Annotated in this window: 16 protein-coding genes; 8 read left to right on the top strand and 8 right to left on the bottom strand. The window is 54.9% G+C overall.

The window, feature by feature from the left end; genetic code table 11:
* Positions 1–3: 3 nt before the first annotated feature.
* Both glyQ and G163CM_RS18870 read right to left on the bottom strand, forming a co-directional pair.
* Positions 4–915 (bottom strand): glycine--tRNA ligase subunit alpha, encoded by a 912-nt coding sequence (gene glyQ / locus G163CM_RS18875; protein ID WP_231825954.1) that lies wholly within the window; start codon positions 913–915, stop codon positions 4–6.
* Between the two features lie 138 nt (positions 916–1,053).
* Positions 1,054–1,359: a YsaB family lipoprotein gene (locus G163CM_RS18870; RefSeq protein WP_015962543.1), complete on the bottom strand. Its 306-nt coding sequence runs from the start codon at positions 1,357–1,359 to the stop codon at positions 1,054–1,056.
* 175 nt (positions 1,360–1,534) lie between these two features.
* Between G163CM_RS18870 and G163CM_RS18865 the strand changes: the two genes are divergently transcribed.
* Positions 1,535–2,530 (top strand): acyltransferase, encoded by a 996-nt coding sequence (locus tag G163CM_RS18865; RefSeq protein ID WP_231825953.1) that lies wholly within the window; start codon positions 1,535–1,537, stop codon positions 2,528–2,530.
* On the opposite strand, the gene G163CM_RS18860 is transcribed toward G163CM_RS18865, so the two are convergent.
* From G163CM_RS18860 to xylA, 3 genes are all read right to left on the bottom strand, one after another.
* Complete coding sequence (locus tag G163CM_RS18860) at positions 2,527–2,859, bottom strand: YiaA/YiaB family inner membrane protein (protein WP_231825952.1); 333 nt, start codon at positions 2,857–2,859, stop codon at positions 2,527–2,529. The two genes, G163CM_RS18865 and G163CM_RS18860, sit on opposite strands and share 4 nt — an antisense overlap.
* A 136-nt stretch (positions 2,860–2,995) precedes the next feature.
* Complete coding sequence (gene xylB / locus G163CM_RS18855; RefSeq protein WP_231825951.1) at positions 2,996–4,450, bottom strand: xylulokinase; 1,455 nt, start codon at positions 4,448–4,450, stop codon at positions 2,996–2,998.
* A gap of 92 nt (positions 4,451–4,542) precedes the next feature.
* Entirely contained in the window at positions 4,543–5,865 is a 1,323-nt protein-coding gene (gene xylA, locus G163CM_RS18850) for a xylose isomerase (RefSeq protein ID WP_231825950.1), read from the bottom strand.
* A gap of 350 nt (positions 5,866–6,215) precedes the next feature.
* Here xylA and xylF point away from each other — a divergent pair, with 350 nt between their 5' ends.
* From xylF to xylR, 4 genes are all read left to right on the top strand, one after another.
* Complete coding sequence (gene xylF / locus G163CM_RS18845) at positions 6,216–7,208, top strand: D-xylose ABC transporter substrate-binding protein (RefSeq protein ID WP_015962538.1); 993 nt, start codon at positions 6,216–6,218, stop codon at positions 7,206–7,208.
* Positions 7,209–7,277: 69 nt separating this feature from the next.
* Positions 7,278–8,819, top strand: coding sequence for a xylose ABC transporter ATP-binding protein (locus tag G163CM_RS18840; RefSeq protein ID WP_015962537.1), 1,542 nt, complete (start codon positions 7,278–7,280; stop codon positions 8,817–8,819).
* Positions 8,797–9,978: a xylose ABC transporter permease XylH gene (gene xylH / locus G163CM_RS18835; RefSeq protein WP_231825949.1), complete on the top strand. Its 1,182-nt coding sequence runs from the start codon at positions 8,797–8,799 to the stop codon at positions 9,976–9,978. The genes G163CM_RS18840 and xylH overlap by 23 nt, the downstream gene beginning before the upstream one ends.
* A 71-nt stretch (positions 9,979–10,049) precedes the next feature.
* Positions 10,050–11,228 carry a D-xylose utilization transcriptional activator XylR gene (gene xylR / locus G163CM_RS18830; protein WP_231825948.1) on the top strand — a complete coding sequence of 393 codons (1,179 nt, stop codon included), beginning with the start codon at positions 10,050–10,052 and terminating at the stop codon, positions 11,226–11,228.
* A gap of 36 nt (positions 11,229–11,264) precedes the next feature.
* On the opposite strand, the gene G163CM_RS18825 is transcribed toward xylR, so the two are convergent.
* Positions 11,265–12,119: a Vmh family MBL fold metallo-hydrolase gene (locus G163CM_RS18825; RefSeq protein WP_231825947.1), complete on the bottom strand. Its 855-nt coding sequence runs from the start codon at positions 12,117–12,119 to the stop codon at positions 11,265–11,267.
* 114 nt (positions 12,120–12,233) lie between these two features.
* On the opposite strand from G163CM_RS18825, the gene G163CM_RS18820 reads away from it, so the two are divergent.
* Complete coding sequence (locus tag G163CM_RS18820) at positions 12,234–13,115, top strand: LysR family transcriptional regulator (RefSeq protein ID WP_231825946.1); 882 nt, start codon at positions 12,234–12,236, stop codon at positions 13,113–13,115.
* Positions 13,116–13,155: 40 nt separating this feature from the next.
* On the opposite strand, the gene G163CM_RS18815 is transcribed toward G163CM_RS18820, so the two are convergent.
* Positions 13,156–13,980 (bottom strand): protein bax, encoded by an 825-nt coding sequence (locus G163CM_RS18815; protein WP_231825945.1) that lies wholly within the window; start codon positions 13,978–13,980, stop codon positions 13,156–13,158.
* Positions 13,981–14,294: 314 nt separating this feature from the next.
* On the opposite strand from G163CM_RS18815, the gene G163CM_RS18810 reads away from it, so the two are divergent.
* Together G163CM_RS18810 and avtA are read left to right on the top strand one after the other, a co-directional pair.
* A complete protein-coding gene (locus G163CM_RS18810; RefSeq protein ID WP_231825944.1) occupies positions 14,295–16,328 on the top strand; it encodes an alpha-amylase in 2,034 nt (677 codons plus the stop codon).
* A 174-nt stretch (positions 16,329–16,502) separates the two neighbouring features.
* Positions 16,503–17,762 carry a valine--pyruvate transaminase gene (gene avtA / locus G163CM_RS18805; RefSeq protein ID WP_231825943.1) on the top strand — a complete coding sequence of 420 codons (1,260 nt, stop codon included), beginning with the start codon at positions 16,503–16,505 and terminating at the stop codon, positions 17,760–17,762.
* Positions 17,763–17,767: 5 nt separating this feature from the next.
* Here avtA and G163CM_RS18800 read toward each other — a convergent pair whose 3' ends face one another.
* Entirely contained in the window at positions 17,768–18,232 is a 465-nt protein-coding gene (locus tag G163CM_RS18800) for a 4Fe-4S binding protein (protein ID WP_231825942.1), read from the bottom strand.
* Between the last annotated feature and the right edge of the window lie 36 nt (positions 18,233–18,268).

The following is an 18,268-nucleotide window of genomic DNA, read 5'->3' as shown; positions in this document are numbered from 1 at the left end:
CTCTTACTTGTCTTTGTTGCACATCGGGAAGCCGAGGGCTTCACGGGAAGCATAATAAGCTTCTGCCACTGCTTTGGTCAGGGTGCGAATGCGCAGGATATAGCGCTGACGCTCGGTGACGGAGATGGCTTTACGCGCATCCAGCAGGTTGAAGCTGTGGGCGGCTTTCAGGATACGTTCGTAGGCTGGGAGCGGCAGTGGATTTTCCAGCGCCAGCAGCTGCTGGGCTTCTTTCTCGTACTGCTCGAAGCAGGTGAACAGGAAGTCCACGTCCGCGTATTCGAAGTTGTAGGTGGATTGCTCCACTTCGTTCTGATGGAACACGTCGCCGTAGGTGGTTTTACCCAGCGGGCCGTCGCTCCAGACCAGGTCGTAAACGCTGTCTACGCCCTGAATGTACATTGCCAGACGTTCCAGACCGTAGGTGATCTCGCCGGTAACCGGTTTACATTCCAGGCCGCCAACCTGCTGGAAGTAGGTGAACTGCGTCACTTCCATGCCGTTCAGCCACACTTCCCAGCCCAGACCCCAGGCCCCCAGCGTCGGGTTTTCCCAGTTATCTTCCACGAAACGGATGTCGTGGATGGTCGGGTCCATTCCCAGCTCTTTCAGGGAACCGAGGTACAGCTCCTGAATGTTGTCCGGCGATGGCTTGATAACCACCTGGAACTGATAGTAGTGCTGTAAACGGTTCGGGTTTTCGCCGTAGCGGCCATCGGTCGGACGACGGGAAGGCTGCACACAAGCAGTCGCCATCGGCTCTGGCCCCAGCGCGCGCAGGCAGGTCATTGGGTGAGAGGTACCCGCGCCAACTTCCATGTCCAATGGTTGAACAATGGTGCAGCCCTGGCGAGCCCAGTAATCCTGTAAGGTCAGGATCAAGCCCTGGAAGGTCCTGGTATCAAACTTTTGCATATTATTTCGTGCTGGATACGTGTGGATTTAAAGGAAGGGATCAGTATACCCGCTGGCTGGAAGATATACAGTATGAAAGCGACCTGTTTAGGGAAAATAGAGGAAAACAGGCCGACTTTTCGTGCCATATTGCCGCGTTTAACGCATCGATAAGTGTAAAAAATCACCATTTGCGTCAAATGAGCAGACAAAACCTTCATTGCGCGCAGTATAGCCGCGTAATTCATAGCTGCCCTGAAAACGCTCAAAGCCCGTAACGTCAATTTTCTGCGCCGCCGTGTTATAGCGCTCTGCCGCCCGTTCCTTGCATAAATTTTCCATCCCCAGCGAGCGGGCGGGATTCGCTTTCGCATTTTGCGCTTTCATCGGCGTCGCGGATTCGGACGCGGCGCATCCCGCCAGTAATAGCCCCATTAGCAGGGGAAGGAGTCGCTTCATCATCATTTTTCAGTACCGCCTTACGATCGGGCTGTTATTTTGTGGGTAGTCACTGCTGTGATGGCATTCTGCGAATCACACCACAACACGACAAGTGTGGGGTGAAAAACTCAGAATAATCCAGTCAAATAGCCTAATAAATATTGAGTCACACTTTGTTTGAAAGGAGAAACCGGCCCTAATGCAGCCCAAAATAAACTGGATTGATAACCTACGCGGAATAGCCTGCCTGATGGTAGTGATGATCCATACGACAACCTGGTACATTACCAACGCGCACAGTATCAGCCCGGTGAACTGGGATATTGCTAATGTTCTCAACTCTGCCTCACGCGTGAGCGTGCCGCTGTTCTTCATGATCTCCGGCTATCTCTTTTTCGGCCCGCGCAGCGCTCAACCGCGCCATTTTCTACGGATTGCGCTGTGCCTGCTGTTTTACAGCGCCGTGGCGCTTATCTATATCGCGGCATTCACGCATATCAATATCGAAGGGTCGCTTAAGAATATCCTACAGAAGCCTGTTTTCTATCACCTGTGGTTTTTCTTCGCCATTATCGTGATTTATCTGGTTTCGCCGCTGATTGAGGTGAAAGCGATAAGCGGCAAAATGCTACTGGCGCTGATGGTGGTGATTGGCATTGTTGCTAACCCGAATTCAGTGACGCTGAAAACCGACGGCATCGAATGGTTACCGGTGAATCTCTATATCAACGGCGACACTTTTTACTACCTGATCTACGGCCTTCTGGGGCGCGCCATCGGCATGATGGAGACGCAAAAGCGTGGATTAAGCTGGCTGTGCGGCATCGGTTTTATACTGGCGGTGGTGGTGATTTCGCGCGGCACGCTGCATGAATTAAGCTGGCGCGGTAACTTTGCTGACACCTGGTATCTCTATTGCGGGCCGATGGTGTTTATCTGCGCAGCGACGCTGTTTGTGGTGGTAAAAAATAGTCTGAACCATCGCGTATTGCCGGGATTAGCGCTGATTTCGCGCCATTCACTGGGCATTTATGGTTTTCACGCCCTGATTATTCATGCTTTACGCAACAGTGGCGCAGACATTAAAAGCTGGCCGCTGCTCGATATTGTGTGGATTTTCTGCGCCACGCTGGCGGGGAGCCTGGTGCTGTCGATGCTGGTACAGCGCGTGGATAGCAAGCGATTCGTCAGCTAGCGCCAGCGCGCCGCGCCGTACATCGCGGCAAACCAGGCGAGAACGCTAAGCCCCTTTTCCGTCAGGCTGAGGGGCAAATTCCAGATACCCACCAGCATTAACCCTGTCGCCAGCAGCAGCACAAAGCGGCACAGCCCGGCAAAACGTTCCCCTTCTTTCTCTTTTCCGGATAATCGCTGGTACGTCAGTACGGTGAACACCCCCAGCACCAGCACGGCCAGGAAATAACCTTTATCGGTCAACTGCGGGCAGTCGCCCCATAGACATACAACGTAGAGAATAACTCCGGCACACAACACGCCCTGCGGGGCTTTCAGCGCTAACTTCATGGCGATCTCCTTATCCATAGCAAACGCATTATGAACGGAAACCGCAGCGCAACATTGGAGCAACACGGAATTTCCAGCAAATTCGGAATTCATCAATTTTTGTGGAGAATCCGCCCCGGAGACGGGGCGGGATACATCAGGACATCAGCGGCAAGAGTTGCTGATAGATTTGACGGAAGGTTTCACGACGCGGCGCATATTGCGCATGACGTTGTGCATCCGGATAGTGCGCCTGCTCAAGCGGTAACTGAGGCAGCAGCTCAGCGAACGGTTTATCGTGGTAAATGGCCAGTTGCGCCAGACGCGCCGCGCCCAGCGCAGGGCCGACATCGCCGCCAGTGCGGTAATCCAGCTGTTGACCGCTGATATCCGCCAGCATCTGACGCCAGTAAGCGCTACGCGCGCCACCGCCAATCAGGTTCACGCTTTTCGGTGTTACGCCGCAGGCGTGAACCACATCCATACCGTCGGCCAGCGCAAAACCTACGCCTTCCAGCACCGCGCGCGCCAGTTCCGCCGGGCCGTGCTGGTGCGTCAGACCAAAGAAGACGCCCTTAGCCTGCGGGTTATTGTGCGGCGTACGCTCACCGGAAAGATACGGCAGGAACCACACCGGCCCGGCATTCTCATCGGCGGATTGCGCTGCGCTAATCAGCGCAGGGACGTTTTCCAGCCCGGTGAGTTTTGCTGCCCAGTCGAGGCACGACGCCGCGCTAAGCATCACCGACATTAAATGCCAGCGCCCCGGAAGCGCATGACAGAAACTGTGCACCGCGCTTTCAGGCTTGCTGAGGAATCCTTCGCTTACCGCAAAGTAAACCCCTGACGTGCCGAGCGAGAGCATCGCCTGCCCGGCATCCGCCATGCCCACGCCGACCGCGCCCGCCGCGTTGTCACCGCCGCCCGCAACAACTGGCACCGCGGGCATATTCCACGCCTGCGCGACAGACGGTAGCAACGTGCCGGTAATCTCACAGCCTTCAAACAGCGCAGGCATATTGTCACGGCTCAGGCCACAAGCCGCGAGCATTACATCGCTCCAGTCGCGTTTTGCCACGTCCATCCACATCGTACCCGCTGCGTCGGACATATCGCTGGCAAATTCACCGGTGATACGCAGGCGCAAATAATCTTTCGGCAGCAAGACCTTATCGACCTGAGCAAAAATCTCTGGCTCATGGCGCTTCACCCACAGCAGTTTCGGCGCGGTAAAGCCTGGCATCATCAGGTTGCCGGTAATCTGGCGGGAATTTTTCACCGCCTCTTCCAGCAACTGGCACTCCTCCGCACAGCGGCCATCGTTCCACAGAATCGCCGGGCGAAGCACGCGCTGCTGCTTGTCGAGAAGAGTTGCGCCGTGCATCTGCCCGGCGATGCCTAACGCTTTCACATCTTGCAGACTATGTTGCTGCGCGAGCGCTTTAATCGCGCGATCGGTCGCCTGCCACCACTGCTCCGGGTCCTGTTCAGACCACAGCGGATGCGGGCGGGAAACGGTGAGTTTTTCCGTTTGCGAGGCAACGACATCGCCCTTTTCACTCAGCAGGATAGCTTTAACGCCGGATGTACCCAGATCAATCCCAATATACATAGCGTATCGTTCCTTAAAAAAAGCCCGGTTTCGCTCGCGCTTACCGGGCCTGCATAATCAGTCCGGGCGAAATAATCGCCCGGCGGTTTCCATTATTTGTCGAACAGGTAGTGATTGACCAGGTTTTCCAGCAGCTCCTGGTGACCGCTCTGATGCTGCGGCGCCAGCTGATGCTGCTCGGCATATTTTGCCAGATCCTGCAGCGACATCTGCCCTTTCAGGATTTGCTGACCCAGTTCACCGTTCCAGCCCGCGTAACGCTTAGCCACACGTTTATCCAGCTCGCCGCCTTCAATCATACGCGCCGCCACTTTCAGCGACAGTGCCATGGTGTCCATCGCGCCAATGTGGCCATAGAACAGGTCATATTTGTCGGTACTCTGACGACGCACTTTCGCATCGAAGTTCAGGCCACCGGTAGTGAAGCCGCCCGCTTTGAGGATTTCGTACATCACCAGCGCGTTCTCTTCCACGCTGTTCGGGAACTGGTCGGTATCCCAGCCCAACTGCGGATCGCCACGGTTGGCATCGACGGAACCGAACAGGCCCAACGCAATTGAGGTAGCAATTTCGTGGTGGAAAGAGTGCCCCGCCAGCGTCGCGTGGTTTGCTTCGATGTTCAGTTTAATCTCTTTTTCCAGGCCGAACTGTTTAAGGAAGCCATAAACGGTCGATGCATCGTAATCATATTGATGCTTGGTCGGTTCCTGCGGTTTCGGTTCGATAAGCAGGGTACCCTGGAAACCGATTTTATGTTTGTGCTCTACCACCATCTGCATGAAGCGGCCAATCTGCTCGCGTTCCTGACGCAGGTCGGTGTTCAGCAGGGATTCATAGCCTTCGCGGCCCCCCCACAGTACGTAGTTCTCGCCGCCCAGTTTGTGGGTGGCATTCATCGCGGTGAAGACCTGAGTCGCCGCCCAGCTAAAGACTTCCGGGTCCGGGTTCGTTGCCGCACCTGCGCCGTAGCGCGGGTTAGTAAAGCAGTTCGCCGTACCCCACAGCAGCTTCACGCCGCTCTGCTGCTGTTTTTCGCCCAGCACGTCTACCATCTGCGCGAAGTTGTTCAGATACTCTTTCAGCGACGCGCCTTCTGGCGATACGTCGATGTCGTGGAAGCAGTAGTAAGGTACGTTCAGTTTATGGAAGAATTCAAATGCGACATCCGCTTTGCGTTTCGCCAGTGCAATGGCTTCGCCCGGTTGCTGCCACGGGCGGTCAAATGCGCCCACGCCGAACATATCTGCGCCATTCCAGCAGAAGGTGTGCCAGTAGCAGGCGGCGAAGCGCAGGTGATCTTCCATCCGTTTACCCAGCACCAGTTCGTCAGGGTTGTAGTGGCGGAAAGCCAGCGGGTTTTCCGTTTTAGGGCCTTCGAAACGAACACGATCCAGTTGGTCGAAATAAGCTTGCATAATGAACTCCATAATCAGATACGCGGCGAGGAATAATTCGTTAGCTAATACTGAGTTCAGATTTCCGGTTCCTCAATTACGTTATTTCACACTGCGATTAAGAGAATCCACAAACGTGCGCTGGCTCGCAAAATAAAACGTCTCGCAAAATTTATGTAAATTTCTCTTAGGCGATATATAAAACTCGATCAAGCTCATAAATTGACAATTAAACCAAATATCGTAATGGGAAGATAAAAATCTGTAATTGCCAGCACCGCTTTCTATGTTAAAAATTTGCTGCGTGTTAAGTCGTGCTTGTTTCTTTTATCGCCAATCTCATTACCTACCCTACAAAAGGCATTACGACTATGAAAATCAAGAACCTTTGCCTCACGCTCTGTGCATCACTTCTGCTTACCAGCATGGCGAGCAGCGCAAAAGAAGTCAAAATCGGTATGGCTATCGACGATCTGCGTCTGGAGCGCTGGCAGAAAGACCGCGATATTTTTGTTAATAAAGCAGAATCGTTAGGCGCCAAAGTATTTGTACAGTCGGCAAACGGTAACGAAGAAACCCAGATGTCGCAGATTGAAAATATGATCAACCGTGGCGTCGATGTTCTGGTTATTATTCCTTACAACGGTCAGGTACTCAGTAACGTCATTAAAGAAGCCAAACAGGAAGGTATTAAAGTTCTGGCTTACGATCGCATGATCAATAACGCTGATATCGATTTCTATATCTCTTTCGATAATGAAAAAGTGGGCGAAATGCAGGCCCAGAGTCTTGTCAATCAGGTGCCACAGGGTAACTATTTCCTGATGGGTGGCTCACCGGTGGATAATAACGCCAAACTGTTCCGTGCCGGTCAGATGAAAGTCTTAAAACCGTATATCGACAGCGGCAAAATTAAAGTCGTCGGCGATCAGTGGGCTGACGGTTGGTTACCGGAAAATGCGCTGAAAATTATGGAGAACGCCCTCACCGCCAATAACAACAAAATTGATGCCGTAGTAGCATCAAACGATGCGACAGCAGGCGGCGCGATTCAGGCGCTGAGCGCACAAGGGCTGGCGGGTAAAGTCGCTATCTCCGGGCAGGATGCGGACCTTGCGGGCGTGAAACGCATTATTGCCGGCACGCAAACCATGACCGTGTATAAACCGATCACTACGCTTGCGACAACCGCGGCGGAAATCGCCGTTGAGCTCGGCAACGATCAACAACCGAAGTCTGACGCCACGCTGAATAATGGCCTGAAAGATGTGCCGTCTCGTCTGCTGACGCCAATCGAAGTGAATAAGACCAATATCGACCAGACCGTCGTTAAAGATGGGTTCCATAAGAAGAGCGAACTTTAATTTCCCTGCCCCGGCAACGGGGCAGTCGTTCTCGTTCGGCCTGAATTATCGGCTTACGTGGAGCACGTTATGTCTTATTTACTTGAAATGAAAAATATCACCAAAGCCTTTGGCGCGGTGAAAGCGGTGGATAACGTCAGCCTGCGTTTAAACCCTGGCGAGGTGGTGTCGCTGTGCGGTGAAAATGGCTCCGGAAAATCGACGCTAATGAAAGTACTGTGCGGTATTTACCCGCACGGCAGCTACGACGGCGAGATTATTTTTGCCGGGGAAACGCTCACCCCGACGCATATTCGCGATACCGAACGCAAAGGCATCGCCATTATTCACCAGGAGCTGGCGCTGGTGAAACACCTCACGGTGCTGGAGAATATTTTCCTTGGGGCAGAAATCAGCCGCCACGGTATTCTCGACTACGACGCCATGACCCTGCGCTGCGAAAAATTACTCGCCCAGGTCAGCCTGGCGATTTCACCCGACACCCGCGTGGGCGATTTGGGGCTGGGGCAACAGCAACTGGTCGAAATTGCCAAGGCGCTGAATAAACAGGTGCGCCTGCTGATCCTCGACGAGCCAACCGCCTCGCTCACCGAGCAGGAAACCGCCGTACTGCTGGATATCATCCGCGACCTTCAGCACCACGGCATTGCCTGCATCTATATTTCGCACAAGCTCAATGAAGTGAAGGCTATCTCCGACACCATTTGCGTGATCCGCGATGGTCAGCACATCGGCACGCGCGACGCCAGCAGCATGAGCGAGGATGACATCATCACCATGATGGTGGGCCGCGAACTGACGGCGCTCTATCCCAACGAACCGCACACTACCGGTGATGAGATCCTGCGCGTGGAACACCTCACGGCGTGGCATCCGGTTAACCGCCACATCAAGCGGGTAAACGATATCTCTTTTAGCCTCCGACGCGGGGAAATCCTCGGAATTGCCGGGTTGGTCGGCGCCGGGCGTACCGAGGCGGTGCAGTGCCTGTTTGGCGTCTGGCGCGGGCGCTGGGAGGGGAAAATCTTTCTGGATGGCAAACCCGTGACCATCAACACCTGCCAGCAGGCGATTGCCCACGGTATCGCGATGGTGCCGGAAGATCGCAAAAAAGATGGCATCGTGCCGGTGATGGCGGTGGGTAAAAACATGACGCTGGCAGCGCTCGATCAGTTCAGCGGCGCGCTAAGCAGCCTGGATGATGCCCGCGAGCAGCAATGTATTTTACAGTCGCTACAGCGGCTTAAAGTCAAAACATCCTCACCGGAGCTGGCGATTGGTCGCCTCAGCGGCGGTAATCAACAGAAAGCGATTCTGGCACGCTGCCTGCTGCTGAACCCGCGCATTCTGATCCTCGACGAACCGACGCGCGGTATCGATATTGGTGCGAAATATGAAATCTACAAGCTGATCAACCAACTGGTGCAACAGGGGATCGCCGTCATCGTTATCTCTTCCGAACTGCCGGAAGTACTGGGTCTGAGCGACCGGGTGCTGGTCATGCACGAAGGGAAACTGAAAGCAGACCTGGTGAACCACAACCTGACGCAGGAAAAAGTGATGGAAGCCGCATTGAGGAGCGAACGTCATGTCGAAAAACAACCCGTCTGAAATCAAGCTGGCGGTGCCGACGCCGGCCCCCACATTTAGCCTGAAGTCGCTGAACTTGCAGGTATTCGTGATGATTGCCGCCATTGTGGTCATCATGCTGTTCTTCACCTGGACGACCGAAGGCGCGTACCTCAGCGCCCGTAACGTCTCTAACCTGCTGCGCCAGACAGCCATCACCGGCATTCTGGCGGTGGGGATGGTGTTTGTGATTATCTCCGCCGAAATCGACCTCTCCGTCGGCTCGATGATGGGGTTGCTCGGAGGCGTCGCGGCGATTTTCGACGTCTGGCTCGGCTGGCCGTTGCCGCTGACCATCATCGTGACGCTGGCGATGGGCCTGGTACTCGGCGCATGGAACGGTTGGTGGGTTGCCTATCGGAAAGTGCCGTCGTTTATCGTCACCCTCGCCGGGATGCTGGCGTTCCGCGGTATTCTGATTGGTATCACCAACGGTACTACCGTGTCGCCCACCAGCGCTGCGATGTCGCAAATTGGCCAAAGCTACCTGCCTGATGGCATTGGCTTCTCCTTCGGGGCGATTGGTCTGATGGCGTTTATTGTCTGGCAGTGGCGCGGGCGCATGCGTCGTCAGAATCTTGGGCTCGCCACCCCGGCCTCTACCGGTGTGGTCGGGCGTCAGGCATTGACGGCGATAATTGTACTGGGTGCGATCTGGCTGTTGAATGATTATCGCGGCGTGCCGACGCCCGTTCTGCTCCTGACATTGCTGCTGTTGGGCGGTATGTTTATGGCCACGCGCACGGCGTTTGGTCGTCGCATATACGCCATCGGCGGCAACATCGAAGCCGCGCGCTTATCAGGAATTAACGTCGAGCGCACCAAGCTTGCCGTCTTCGCCATCAACGGCCTGATGGTGGCGATCGCCGGGTTAATCCTCAGCTCGCGTCTTGGCGCAGGTTCACCGTCGGCAGGCAACATTGCCGAACTGGACGCGATCGCCGCCTGCGTGATTGGCGGCACCAGTCTGGCGGGCGGCGTGGGTAGCGTTGCCGGGGCGGTAATGGGCGCGTTTATCATGGCGTCGCTGGATAATGGAATGAGCATGATGGACGTGCCCACTTTCTGGCAATATATCGTTAAGGGCGCCATTTTGCTGCTGGCAGTCTGGATGGATTCGGCCACCAAACGCCGCGCTTGATACGATGTACTATGACCCTACCGGCTGAAAGGCCGGTATTGTCATTCATGATTCACCAGGGAAATTGAACCATGTTTGAAAAGCGTCACCGCATTACCCTGTTATTCAACGCGAATAAGGCCTATGACCGACAGGTGGTCGAAGGGGTTGGCGAGTATTTACAGGCGTCGCAGTCCGAGTGGGATATTTTCATTGAGGAAGATTTCCGCGCGCGTATCGAAAACATTAAGGAGTGGCTTGGCGATGGCGTGATTGCCGATTATGACGATCCGCACATCGAAGAGTTACTGGCCGACGTGAAAGTGCCCATTGTCGGCGTAGGTGGCTCCTATCATCGCCCGGAGCAGTATCCGCCCGTCCACTACATCGCCACCGATAACTATGCGCTGGTCGAAACCGCTTTCCTGCACCTGAAAGAGAAAGGCGTGCATCGTTTTGCGTTCTACGGCTTGCCGGGCTCCAGCGGTAAACGCTGGGCGGTAGAGCGGGAATATGCCTTTAGTCAGATTGTGGCTAAAGAGAAATATCGCGGCGTGATTTATCAGGGGCAAGAGACCGCGCCAGAGAACTGGCAGCACGCGCAGAACCGCCTGGCGGACTGGCTGCAAACGCTGCCGCCGCAAACCGGCATTATCGCCGTGACCGACGCCCGCGCGCGCCATATCCTGCAAGCCTGCGAACACCTGCACATCCCGGTGCCAGAGAAGCTGTGCGTGATTGGTATCGATAACGAAGAGCTTACCCGTTATCTTTCGCGGGTGGCGCTGTCATCTGTGGCGCAGGGCGCTCGGCAGATGGGGTATCAGGCCGCCAAACTGCTGCACCGCCTGCTGGATAACGAGGAATTGCCGCTACAACGCCTGCTGGTGCCCCCGATGCGCGTCATTGAACGACGCTCCACCGACTACCGCTCGCTGAACGACCCTGCGGTCATTCAGGCGATGCACTACATCCGCAACAACGCCTGCAAAGGCATTAAAGTCGAGCAGGTTCTCGATTCTGTCGGCATTTCGCGCTCGAACCTTGAGAAACGCTTCAAAGAGGAAGTGGGCGAAACCATTCACGCCGTGATCCACAGCGAAAAACTGGAGAAAGCGCGCAGTTTGCTTATTTCCACGTCGCTGTCGATTAACGAGATCTCGCAAATGTGCGGCTACCCTTCCCTGCAATATTTCTATTCGGTGTTTAAAAAAGAGTACGACACCACGCCGAAAGAGTACCGCGAACAACACAGCGAAGTACGGTTGTAGCCGCTTTTATGCCGGATGGCGCTGCGCGTGTCCGGCTTACTTCCAGGGCATCTCGCCGGTATTGACCTTTGCGCTCAGTTCCAGCGAACTCTCATCAGCGAGATCCGGATACGCCTTTTTCATCACCTTGATAACACCTGCAGAATCTTTCTGGCTGTTCAGCGCCAGCTCAAATTTCTGTAGGTAATCAAAGGTAAAGGTGATGGCTTTCGCCCCCGAGGGCAGCTTGCCGAGGTAATGGCCCGGGATCACCGTCTGCGGCTGCTCAGCCTGCATCGCTTTCAGCACGCTGCGCCATTCATTACGTCGCGTCACGGTCTGTGTATCAGCGCTCCAGATATGAATACCGGACGCCACGCCGGTGCCGCCAAAAATCGCCTTATTCGCCGGGATCCAAACGTAGGCGGCATAGCTTTCCGGATGTTTAATCTCGACCGCTTCACCATCAATGGTGAAATGCATGTCGTGGAGCGGTTTTGGCGTATACAGCTGGTGCGGCGCATCGGCTTTCAGCTGTGGCCCCCAATAGGCCAGCTTGGCATCACGCGTAGCCTCAATATGAGAGACCACCGCAGGCGTCGCCACAATCTCAACGTTCGGGAAGGCTTTGACTATCGGTTCAAGGCCAAAATAAAAATCAGGATCACCCGAGGTAATCACAATGCGCGAGAGTTTTTTACCACTTTCGCGAATCATGGTGACCAGCTTTTCACCGTCTTTCACGCTGAACTGGGCATCAAACAGCACGGCTTCTGAGGGGCCGTAGACCAGCGTTGATGAGACTGGAAAAACGGCATTTTCCTGAGGGTTATACGTCTTCATCGTCAGCGGAGCGGCAAAAGTCGTGCTGCTGATAACAAGGGCGGCGATGGCGGTGAATGCACGTTTCATGATGAACCTGATGTTGTTATGTGTGTGTCCGTCCATTTTACGGATTTCGCCACCTGTCAGAATTCCCGAAAACCGATATGCTTGGTTTCATAAAACGATCAGCTGGAGCCGTTCATGGACAGAGTCACCGCCGCACGCGTATTTAATCGCATCTGCGAACTGGGCAGCCTGAGCGCCGCATCGCGCGCGCTGGGGATTTCACGGCCCATGGTCAGCCGCTATCTGGAACAGATGGAACAGTGGGCGGGCGCGCGCCTGATCCATCGCACCTCGCGCCGTCTGACGCTGACGCCAGCGGGCGAAGAAATCTTGCTTAAGACCCGCCATCTGATTCAGCTCGCCCAGGAAATTGAACTGCGTAATCAGCAGAATGAACCCTCTGGCGTGCTGCGCGTTGCATGTGCGCACCTGACGGCTACCTGCATCATTGGGCCGATTGTCAGCGAATTTCTGACGCGTTATCCGGCACTACGTCTGGAGCTGGACGTGAACAACCATCCGGTGAATCTGGTGAGCGAGCGCATTGATGTGGCCGTGCGCATCACCAATAACCCGGAGCCTGGCACCATTGCTCGCCGCCTGGGCGAGTGCCGGTCAGTGCTTTGCGCCGCACCGGGTTATCTGGCCCTCCACGGCATGCCGCAAACGCCTGCCGATCTTGCTCATCATAACTGCCTGCACTATAGCCGTTTCGCCGGGCAGAGCTGGCACTTTACCACTGCCGAAGAAACAGAGGTGTCGGTCGATATCAGCGGTAATTTCAGCGCCACGATTTCAACAGTGTTATTGGATGCGGCCGTAGCAGGCTGTGGTATTGCGATGGTGCCAGAAATGGAAGCCAGGGAAGCATTGGCCAAAGGAAGTGTGGTGGCGCTGATGGCAGAGTATGAACCGGCCCGGCTGGGAATTTATGGCATGTATTTGTCGCGGGAGTATCAGCCTGGGGGATTAAGGCCGTTTCTGGATATGCTGGAGGATGCGTTGTCAGGGGCGTAAAAAAGGGAGCTTTCGCTCCCTTTAGCATTCCAGATGAGGATTACATATGCGCCGCAATCAGACGCTGGTTATCCTGGTACATCGCGAACAGATAGTTGTTGTAGCTCGAACCTTTGGTGGAATAACCCTTCAGCTTATGAATCATCGCGCTGGCGGTGACTTCCTGGTCCGTCTTACGCAACTGCGCGCGAGACTTACGGAATGACGAGTACGCCGGATGGGTATTCAGGTTCATCGCGTAGGCCTGGACAGACGCTTTGACAGAATCAAAGTGCGTATAGCCATTCACTTTACCGGAACCATTTTTACACTTGCCGGAACCACACTTCATCCCGAACAGATTGTTGTTGGCGCGCGCCAGTTTTGACGTCCCCCAACCACTCTCTGCCGCAGCCATGGTGGCAACCATGCTGCCAGGAATGATGTCGACGCGTTCAAGCAGTGAATTCCACGGCACCTTGCGGGTGTTACCGTTCCACTTCACCTTGTAGCGCGTGGTGATGTCTTTCAAACGCGCACGCTCAGACGGCGACCAGCGGCCTTCGTACTGCTTTGAAACCAGCCAGTTACGCTCGGCAGTGATAGCTGCATTTTGGCTTGTAATATAAGGCATTACCGTCCGGAGAAACGCTCTTTTCCTTGGGGTTCCGGAAGGGTATTTTCGCAAATCAGGAAGTGAACTGCTCTTTACACTATTGCGAGAATACTCTTGTTTACTGCTAACCTTAGTACTACTAACCTTTTTAACTGAGGCTTTATGATGCTCTGTTACTGTGTGAGTCTTCGCTAACACCCCACCAGAAAAAATCATGGTGAGTAACATAAGTATCGCTGCCCCATATCGTCGAATGGGAGTCGATATCATTAGGTCTCCTGGTCGGATTTAATCATTCCAACACCTTATTTTTGTCTCGAAATTGAGAGTTGAATCTCAAATCATACCAAAAATAGCCCGCCTGCGCACCTTGCTGAATAGTCTTAGTCCTAAACAATGGCACAACTTTGCCATGGGCAAAAACCATAGTCCTAATAGTAATCATTAGAAATGATACGGTTATCGCACTTTTTAGTGAATTTTGACGCCCGTCACTCACCCCTTTTTATCCTCCCCCTGAGGGGATGAGGCCTGCACCGCGAATTGCTGCCACACTGTTGAAAAAAACCGCGACAGGACCCGACATGAAACTCGCTGCGCTTGTACCGCTACTGCTTCCGACATACGCCTTCGCCGCCTGGATCGTGAATGACTTCCCGGCATTTACCCCTGAAGGCACCGGCAAATTCGTCAGCCAAAAAACACTCACGAAGGGTACTCGCCCCCTGACGTTAAATTTTGATCAACAGTGCTGGCAGCCTGCCGCAGGCATTAAACTTAATCAGATGCTGTCGCTGGAGCCCTGCAAAGGCGACGCACCGCAGTGGCGCATCTTCCGTGACGGCAATTACCAACTCGCGATAGACACCCGCTCCGGCACGCCGACGCTGTTGATTTCGGTTCAAAGCGCAGCCCAGGGCAATAGCGCACAGGCCGCGATGCGCCAGTGTCCGCGCTGGGATGGCAAACCGTTAACCCTGGACGTCAGCCAGACCTTTGCCGAAGGCAGCAACGTGCGGGATTTCTACAGCGGCCAAACGGTGCAGGTAAAACAGGGAAAAATCACTCTGCAACCGGCACCAGAAAGCAACGGCCTGCTGCTGCTGGAAAGTGCAGACACCGCCAAACCGGCCCCCTTTAGCTGGCACAACGCCACGGTCTATTTCGTGCTGACCGACCGTTTTGTTAATGGCGATCCGAGTAACGACAACAGCTATGGTCGTCGCAAAGATGGTATGCAGGAGATAGGCACTTTCCACGGCGGTGACCTGAAAGGCCTCACCAGCAAGCTGGATTACCTGCAGCAGTTAGGCGTTAACGCGCTATGGATAAGCTCGCCGCTTGAGCAAATTCACGGCTGGGTCGGCGGCGGTACCAAAGGCGATTTCCCCCACTACGCCTATCACGGCTACTACACCCAGGACTGGACAAAACTCGACGCCAACATGGGCGACGAAAACGACCTGCGTAATCTGGTAGAGGGTGCTCATCAGCGCGGCATGCGCATTCTGTTTGATGTCGTGATGAACCACACGGGCTATGCCACGCTCGCCGATATGCAGCAGTTCCAGTTTGGCGCGCTCTATCTGGAAGGTGGCGACATCGAAAAAACGCTCGGGAAGAACTGGACAGACTGGACGCCGGGCCCGGGTCAAACCTGGCATAGCTTTAATGATTACATCAACTTCAGCGATAAAGCCGCATGGGAAAAATGGTGGGGTAAAGGCTGGATCCGCACCGATATCGGCGACTATGACAGCCCCGGTTTTGACGATCTCACCATGTCGCTGGCTTTCCTGCCCGATTTAAAAACCGAATCCACCGCCGCCGTCGGGCTGCCCAATTTCTATGCCCATAAACCCGATACCCAGGCCAAAGTGCTGGCCGGCTTCACGCCGCGCGATTACCTCACCCACTGGCTGAGCCAATGGGTGCGCGATTACGGCATCGACGGTTTCCGCGTGGACACCGCCAAGCACGTGGAGATGGCGGGCTGGCAGCAACTGAAGACACAATCCAGCGAGGCGCTGGCCGAGTGGAAAAAAGCCAACCCGGATAAAGCGCTGGATAACGCCGCGTTCTGGATGACTGGCGAAGCCTGGGGCCACGGCGTGATGGAGAGCGATTATTACCGCCACGGCTTCGACGCGATGATTAACTTCGATTATCAGGACCAGGCGGCGAAGGCGGCTGATTGCCTGGCGAATATCGACCTCACCTGGCAACAGATGGCCGAAAAATTACAGTCGTTCAACGTGCTGAGCTATCTTTCATCGCACGACACCCGCCTGTTCCGCGAGAAAGGTAACAACGCCGCCGAGCTTCTGCTGCTGGCCCCCGGTGCGGTGCAGATCTTCTATGGTGACGAGTCGAATCGTCCGTTTGGCCCAACCGGCTCGGACCCGCTTCAGGGTACGCGCTCAGAGATGAACTGGCAGGATGTCAGCGGGAAATCGGCCGCCAGCGTCGCGCACTGGCAGCGTTTAGGCCAGTTCCGCGCACGCCACCCGGCAGTGGGCGCGGGTAAACAGACGACGCTGACGCTCCCGCAGGGCTATGGTTTTGTGCGGCAAAACGGTGACGATAAAGTGATGGTTATCTGGGCCGGAAATCGCTAAAAAATCCGCTATTCGGCCCGTTCTACGCTGAGCGGGCCGCCACAACATAAAGCTCCACATACGTAGATAATCGTAGCCAGTTATTCCAACACATCTGTCATTAAGCCATTTGCACCGCGCGGGCGGTGGCGTTATGGTGAGCCTCTTTACAGCAATAGCAGTAGATTATCCGCGATGAAATTTTCACTTTTCGGCGATAAATTCGCCCGCCATTCAGGCATTACGCGCCTGATGGAAGACCTGAACGATGGCTTGCGCACACCGGGCGCAATCATGCTCGGCGGCGGTAACCCCGCGCAAATCCCCCAGATGAATACGTACTTCAAAAACCTGCTGGCGGATATGCTTGAAAGCGGTAAAGCCACGGATGCGCTATGTAATTACGACGGTCCTCAGGGGAAAAGTGAACTACTCTCGGCGCTGGCGGAAATGCTGCGCGAAGAATTAGGTTGGGATATTGAACCGCAGAACATTGCACTGACAAATGGCAGTCAGAGCGCGTTTTTCTACTTGTTCAATCTCTTTGCCGGTCGCCGTGCCGATGGCACTACCCGCAAGGTGCTGTTCCCGCTGACGCCGGAGTATATCGGCTATGCCGATTCCGGCCTGGAAGATGAGCTGTTCGTTTCTACGCGCCCCAATATCGAGCTGCTGCCAGACGGCCAGTTTAAATATCACGTCGATTTTGACCGCCTGCCGATCAACGACGAAACGGGGATGATTTGCGTCTCTCGCCCGACCAACCCGACCGGCAACGTTATCACCGATGAAGAAGTGCTGCGTCTGGATGCGCTGGCGAATCAACACGGCATTCCGCTGGTGATTGATAACGCCTACGGCCTGCCGTTCCCGGGCATTATTTTCAGCGAAGCGCGCCCGCTGTGGAACCCGAACATTGTGCTGTGCATGAGCCTCTCTAAGCTCGGCCTGCCGGGCAGTCGTTGCGGGATTATCATCGCCAACGAAGAGATCATCACCGCCATCAGCAACATGAACGGCATTATTAGCCTCGCGCCTGGCGGAATGGGCCCGGCAATGATGTGCGAAATGATCAAACGCCGCGACCTGCTTACGCTTTCGGAAACGGTGATTAAACCGTTCTACTATCAGCGCGTTCAGGAAACAATCGCGATCATTCGCCGCTATTTGCCAGAAGATCGCTGCTTAATTCACAAACCCGAAGGGGCGATTTTCCTGTGGCTGTGGTTTAAAGATTTGCCGATCAGCACCGAACTTCTCTACCAGCGCCTGAAAAAACGCGGCGTGCTAATGGTGCCGGGCGACTACTTCTTCCCGGGTCTGGAAAAACCGTGGCCGCATACGCACCAGTGCATGCGCATGAACTACGTGCCGGAGCCGGATAAAATTGAAGCGGGCGTGAAAATTCTGGCGGAAGAAGTGGAACGCGCGTGGCAGGAAAGTCACTGCCTCTGACCGCTTCAGGCAAACAGAACCATAATGCCAATCTGACTCGTGTCCACACAGCGCAATGCCGATGTCGGACACGCCTCAACACATGCAGGCCCCTGCGCGCGATGCTGACATAAATCGCATTTAATCGCCTGGGGCCGCGCATTCTGCACCACCACGCGCATCGCGCCAAACGGACACGCTACCATACAGCTTTTACAGCCAATACAGCGCTGCTGTTTAACGGCGATATACTCTTTTTCGCGGCGAATCGCGCCTGTTGGGCACACGTTCATGCACGGCGCATCTTCGCATTGATGACAGGCCACGGCAGAGGAAAACGTATCGCCTTTCACCACCTGAATACGGGGAAGGAAAGCTTCACGCGATACGGCTGCGCAGTCCTGCTGCGCCTGATGCGACACCACGCAGGCCACTTCACAGGTACGGCAACCGATGCACTTCTGCGCATCCGCAACAATAAACGGGTTCATTCTCCACTCCATCCGGGGCTCCAGCCTTAAGAGTGC

Source organism: Pseudocitrobacter corydidari (assembly GCF_021172065.1).
Lineage (GTDB): Bacteria > Pseudomonadota > Gammaproteobacteria > Enterobacterales > Enterobacteriaceae > Pseudocitrobacter > Pseudocitrobacter corydidari.
Note: the sequence above shows the minus strand (reverse complement) of the source record. Positions and strands in the feature narration are given on the sequence as shown.

Bases quoted from the DNA above. Each gene is read 5' to 3' on its own strand.
- glyQ (WP_231825954.1), bottom strand. From the start codon at position 915: ATGCAAAAGTTTGATACCAGGACCTTCCAGGGCTTGATCCTGACCTTA.
- G163CM_RS18870 (WP_015962543.1), bottom strand. From the start codon at position 1,359: ATGATGATGAAGCGACTCCTTCCCCTGCTAATGGGGCTATTACTGGCG.
- G163CM_RS18865 (WP_231825953.1), top strand. From the start codon at position 1,535: ATGCAGCCCAAAATAAACTGGATTGATAACCTACGCGGAATAGCCTGC.
- G163CM_RS18860 (WP_231825952.1), bottom strand. From the start codon at position 2,859: ATGAAGTTAGCGCTGAAAGCCCCGCAGGGCGTGTTGTGTGCCGGAGTT.
- xylB (WP_231825951.1), bottom strand. From the start codon at position 4,450: ATGTATATTGGGATTGATCTGGGTACATCCGGCGTTAAAGCTATCCTG.
- xylA (WP_231825950.1), bottom strand. From the start codon at position 5,865: ATGCAAGCTTATTTCGACCAACTGGATCGTGTTCGTTTCGAAGGCCCT.
- xylF (WP_015962538.1), top strand. From the start codon at position 6,216: ATGAAAATCAAGAACCTTTGCCTCACGCTCTGTGCATCACTTCTGCTT.
- G163CM_RS18840 (WP_015962537.1), top strand. From the start codon at position 7,278: ATGTCTTATTTACTTGAAATGAAAAATATCACCAAAGCCTTTGGCGCG.
- xylH (WP_231825949.1), top strand. From the start codon at position 8,797: ATGTCGAAAAACAACCCGTCTGAAATCAAGCTGGCGGTGCCGACGCCG.
- xylR (WP_231825948.1), top strand. From the start codon at position 10,050: ATGTTTGAAAAGCGTCACCGCATTACCCTGTTATTCAACGCGAATAAG.
- G163CM_RS18825 (WP_231825947.1), bottom strand. From the start codon at position 12,119: ATGAAACGTGCATTCACCGCCATCGCCGCCCTTGTTATCAGCAGCACG.
- G163CM_RS18820 (WP_231825946.1), top strand. From the start codon at position 12,234: ATGGACAGAGTCACCGCCGCACGCGTATTTAATCGCATCTGCGAACTG.
- G163CM_RS18815 (WP_231825945.1), bottom strand. From the start codon at position 13,980: ATGATATCGACTCCCATTCGACGATATGGGGCAGCGATACTTATGTTA.
- G163CM_RS18810 (WP_231825944.1), top strand. From the start codon at position 14,295: ATGAAACTCGCTGCGCTTGTACCGCTACTGCTTCCGACATACGCCTTC.
- avtA (WP_231825943.1), top strand. From the start codon at position 16,503: ATGAAATTTTCACTTTTCGGCGATAAATTCGCCCGCCATTCAGGCATT.
- G163CM_RS18800 (WP_231825942.1), bottom strand. From the start codon at position 18,232: ATGAACCCGTTTATTGTTGCGGATGCGCAGAAGTGCATCGGTTGCCGT.